At 65.7% G+C, this 4303-nt stretch carries 4 protein-coding genes; 3 read left to right on the forward strand and 1 reads right to left on the reverse strand.

Annotated features, from left to right (window positions below; genetic code table 11):
- Both WA317_RS08005 and WA317_RS08010 read left to right on the forward strand, forming a co-directional pair.
- Positions 1-917, forward strand: a 917-nt coding sequence (locus WA317_RS08005) for a hypothetical protein (RefSeq protein ID WP_425172524.1), incomplete at its 5' end; no start/stop codon positions are given.
- 157 nt (positions 918-1074) lie between these two features.
- Complete coding sequence (locus WA317_RS08010) at positions 1075-3021, forward strand: Hsp70 family protein (RefSeq protein ID WP_425172525.1); 1947 nt, start codon at positions 1075-1077, stop codon at positions 3019-3021.
- Between the two features lie 31 nt (positions 3022-3052).
- On the opposite strand, the gene WA317_RS08015 is transcribed toward WA317_RS08010, so the two are convergent.
- Positions 3053-3484 (reverse strand): hypothetical protein, encoded by a 432-nt coding sequence (locus WA317_RS08015; RefSeq protein ID WP_425172526.1) that lies wholly within the window; start codon positions 3482-3484, stop codon positions 3053-3055.
- A gap of 159 nt (positions 3485-3643) precedes the next feature.
- Here WA317_RS08015 and WA317_RS08020 point away from each other — a divergent pair, with 159 nt between their 5' ends.
- Positions 3644-4042, forward strand: a complete 399-nt coding sequence (locus tag WA317_RS08020) for a hypothetical protein (RefSeq protein WP_425172527.1) — start codon at positions 3644-3646, stop codon at positions 4040-4042.
- Positions 4043-4303: the final 261 nt, after the last annotated feature.

Consider the following 4303-nt stretch of genomic DNA (forward strand, 5'->3'; position numbering starts at 1 on the left):
GTGAGTTCCAGCTCGACCACTGCGGTGCGCTGCTCGACGTGGAGCCGATGGGCGATGACTATGTCTTCGGCATGTGCCACACCATCGAGGATCCGACGTTCGACGCGACCGCCGTCGCGACCAACCCACGTGCGCAGATGCGTCCGATCCACCGCCCGCCGCGGGTTCCGTCCGACCGGCATCCGCACTGCGCGTGGACCGTCATCATCGACGAGTCTTACCCGCCGGCCCAAAGCATCCCGGCGCTGGACATCGTAAGCCAAAGTCGCGCTGCGACATTGGCATTGGAGCCGATCGACTCGTCTGATGAAGGGCTCAGCGATTACTCAGGCCCCTTGGTTTCCGACCTGGACTTCCGCGCGTTCTCGCATTCGGCGCTGGTGCGCATGGCCGACGAAGTGTGTCTGCAGATGCATTTGCTGTACTTGTCGTTCGCCATCGCGGTACGGGCACGCGCCGGAAGCGATGAGCAGTTGGCCGCCGCCGTCGGCACCCGTCAGCTGATCGGTCTGGCCGGTCTTGGCGCCGAACGCATTCACCGCGCGCTGTCGCTGCCTGGCGGCATCGAAGGCGTCGTGCGTGTCTTCGAGTTGCACCCACTGCTCAACCCGCTGGACTACGTCCAAGCCGAAACGACATCGCATTCGCTGGTCGTGCACGACTCGCCTGCCCACCAGGACAATGCGTGGATCTCGTTGTGCTCGCCGGAATCCGTGCAACCACTGCAGGCCATCGCCACGGCGATCGATCCGCACATCCAAGTGCGGGTAACCGGAGCAAACACCGAGTGGACCGCTGAGCTGGTCGAATCCGCAGATAAAGCAACGGAATTCCCGGAGGTCTCGGTGGCCAAAGTCAGCGGCGGATCGACATTTCAGTTCGAGCCCAGACGGTCACTGCCGTTGACCGTGGTGTGAGACCGGAGCGCACTGTCAAGCTCTTTGCGGTATCACTTCGGTGACGCAGCCGCATCGACCGAATACCAATGGGGTTGCGGCCAAGAGTGATAGGGCCTGACCCCGTCTATCGTTGACGCTGGCCCGCCGACCGCTATCGACGTTAGGTATTCGTTCTATGTACGACCCACTTGGGTTGTCTATCGGGACCGGTAACCTGGTCGCGACGCGCAACGGGGATTCGCCCGTGACGCGCCGATCGGTGTTGACTCTTTTCCCGCATCGATCCCCGGAAGTCGGTCTCCCCGAAGAGAATTCGGACCTGGCCGAGTCGGGTGCGGTGACGACTGGGTTCGTCGAGTGCATCGGCGGCGCGACGGCGTCACTATGCGCTGGTGACTTGCCGCAGGATCCCGAGCTCCTGCTCGTCGAGGCGCTGGACGCGATGGTGTCTGCTGCCGGGGGTGACGCGGCGTCATCGAAGTTGACGATCGCCGTTCCCGCATATTGGGGGCCTGATGCGCTGCGGTCCCTGCGCAAAGGACTGCGCACTCACTCCGGCTTCGTCCACAGCGGCATCGCGCCACGGCTGGTTTCGGACGCCTTGGCCGCTTTAACCGCTATCAACTCCGCGTCCGGTCTACCCGACAAGGGTGTGGTGGGACTGCTCGACTTCGGCGCCGGTGGCACCAGCCTCACACTGGCTGACGCGGCGTCGGATTTCGAACCGATCGACAAGACGCTGCGGTATCCGGAGTTCTCCGGCAACCAGATCGACGAAACCGTGCTGGTTCACGTGGCCGATGCAACGGGTCACCAGCGGACCCTGGATTCCGCCACTACCGCGGCAGTCGGGCCGCTCGCCCAGCTCAGGGAGGAATGCCGCAAGGCCAAGGAGCGGCTGTCCATCGAGCCTGCTACCGAGGTGGTGGTCGACTCCGCCAATGACCGTTTGAGTGTTCAGCTCACCCGAGCCGAGCTCGAAGATCTCATCACCGACCGGCTGGACGGAGTCCTGTCCGCGTTCGATCAGCTGTTGACGCAGCACAAAATTGAATCGCGGGATCTCGCCGCGGTGGTGGCCGTGGGCGGGGGAGCAAGCATACCGCTCGTGTCCCAACGTCTTTCGTCGCACACACAGGTACCAGTGATTACCGCAAGGCAACCCGCGTTCAGCGCAGCCGTCGGCGCCGCGCTGTTTGCCTCCCGCGAGCCTGCCGTGGTGGAGGAAACCACCGCGGCGACGGCGACGGCGATGGCTACGGCGATGGCTGCGGCGTTCGGCGGCACCACCACCGGAATCTCGGGTCTGCCGGCCGCCGATCTTCTACTTGACGACGAACCGCCGTCGGCGCCGCGGAAACTGGCGTGGTCAGAGGACGACGGTACGGGTATGGAGCCGGTCCCGTACAGCGATGACGCTTACAGCGGCGGCCCCGCCGTGCGGCCCGCGCGTGTCGGGCCTGAATACGAGCCGCCGGAAGACGAACCGCGGGGTCGTTACCACGTGCCGCGCTTGATCCTGGGACTCACCGCATTGGCGGCGATGGTCGCCATCGGCGGGGTGGCGTACAACTTGACCAGTGCTGTGCAGCCACAACCGCCGGCTCCGCCGGCCAGCCCGACGATGGCGCCTCCGGCGCCGCCGCCCACCTCGCTAGCACCGTCGCCGAGCCCAATGCCACCGCCGCCCAGCGTCCTTCCGAGTGCCAGCAGTGCGGAACCCCCACCTCCGCCACCCTCAGCGGAACCACCGCCGCCACCGGAACCCCCGCCGGCGCCGCCGCCGCCGGTCGTGACGATCTACCAGCCGCCGCCGCCGCCTGCGAAGACGACGCAACCCACCACAACAGCCGCGCCGACCACCACGACGCCAACCACCACCGCACCGACCGAGCCGCCGCCGGACACGCCTGTCGACACGTCGTCGTCAGTTCCGATGACAACGGAGTACCTGACTTTGCCGCTGGTGCCGGTCCCGATACCGATCAAAGTTCCGCAGAGTGCCGTTCCGGCGGCGCCGCAGTATCCAAACCCGGTTCAGCCGCAGAACCCGTACGTCAATCCACCTGCATATGGCGGCTATCCGCAGAACCCCTACGGGGGGTACTCGCCCGGGTACTAGCCGGTGCGACAGAGCCGCTTGTCCAGCAGCACTAACCGACTCGTGGCGTGTCGGTGGGCGCGGCTTCGCCCGGTCGAGTCTCGGCTTCGGGTAGCCGCTGTTCGGTACGTGCCTGATCGGGCCGATCGATCTCGTCGGCGCGGGCCCGCTGCGCGTCGAGATCTTCTCGTGCGCTGGCCAGATCCGTCCGGTGGGCTTGTGCGCGCTGCTGCAATCGCGCCGCTTCGGCGGCCTTGGCGTCTGCTTCTGCCTGCGCGGCGCGCGCCTTGTGTTCGGTTTCGTCGGCGAACGCCTCACGGCGCTCGAGGTGCTGGGATACCTCCTCGACCCGTTCACGTATCTGGTGGGCCTCTGCCTGGCGGCGTTGCTGGGCGCGGCTGCGAACGGCCCACGCCAGGACTGCGAGGATGAGTAATGCCAGAACCACGGCGACGACGATGACCACGGTGGTGTTGGTGTTCATGTCGAACTCCTTTGTTAGACATCCGTCGGATATCGTTGCTTACCCGACTGGCCGAGGGTCAAACGTGCGGCGCGCTCGGCCGCCTCTTCAGGGCATGGCGAACCGCGCCGCGTGCGCGCACACTGTGGGTAATCAGTGCAGCAGCTCAGGAGGAGCACGATGAGCGACGAGGGCGCGTTTGGGTTCGATCCCGATAACATCGACCGGGTGATCCGTGAAGCCGGTGAAGGGCTTCGCGAGGCGTTCGACCGGTTCGGCAGGTTCATCACCGTTCCCGGTGAGCGGTCGGGGTGGTCGGTGTTCTTCGACAATCTGGGGCGGCGCCCGCGGAACGAGCCGGAGACGGCCGGTGAGGCCGGTGACGGTGTCTGGACGATCTACACCGTCGGTTCCGACGGTGGCGCACACGTCGAAGAGGTCTACGCGACGGAGCTCGAGGCGTTACGCGCGCATAAAAACAACACCGATTCGACGCGAAAGGTGCGGTTCCTGCCCTACGGCATCGCCGTCAGCGTCCTCGACGGCCCCGAGGAAGGGGCTGCCGGGTCTGCCGATTAGCCCACGTCACGGGGCTGCAAGAAAAATCAGGGGCACGCCGCGGGGTGGGTTCCGACGCACGGCCCTGCTTCGCATGGTTTCATTAGCACCGTTTAGGGAAGATGCCTGGGTGCATCGCGCCGGGCCGGACGTCGCGGGCTTGACCGATTGGTGGTACTTGAAGTGGATCGTCGCAGCATGTTGTTGATGACGGGCATCGGAATGCTGACAGCGGCGGTTCGCATCCCCGAGGCCGAGGCTCTGCCGGCGACACCGCCGCAT

Origin of the sequence: Mycobacterium sp., assembly GCF_049802695.1 — a bacterium.
Lineage (GTDB): Bacteria > Actinomycetota > Actinomycetes > Mycobacteriales > Mycobacteriaceae > Mycobacterium.

Bases quoted from the DNA above. Each gene is read 5' to 3' on its own strand.
- WA317_RS08010 (WP_425172525.1), top strand. From the start codon at position 1,075: ATGTACGACCCACTTGGGTTGTCTATCGGGACCGGTAACCTGGTCGCG.
- WA317_RS08015 (WP_425172526.1), bottom strand. From the start codon at position 3,484: ATGAACACCAACACCACCGTGGTCATCGTCGTCGCCGTGGTTCTGGCA.
- WA317_RS08020 (WP_425172527.1), top strand. From the start codon at position 3,644: ATGAGCGACGAGGGCGCGTTTGGGTTCGATCCCGATAACATCGACCGG.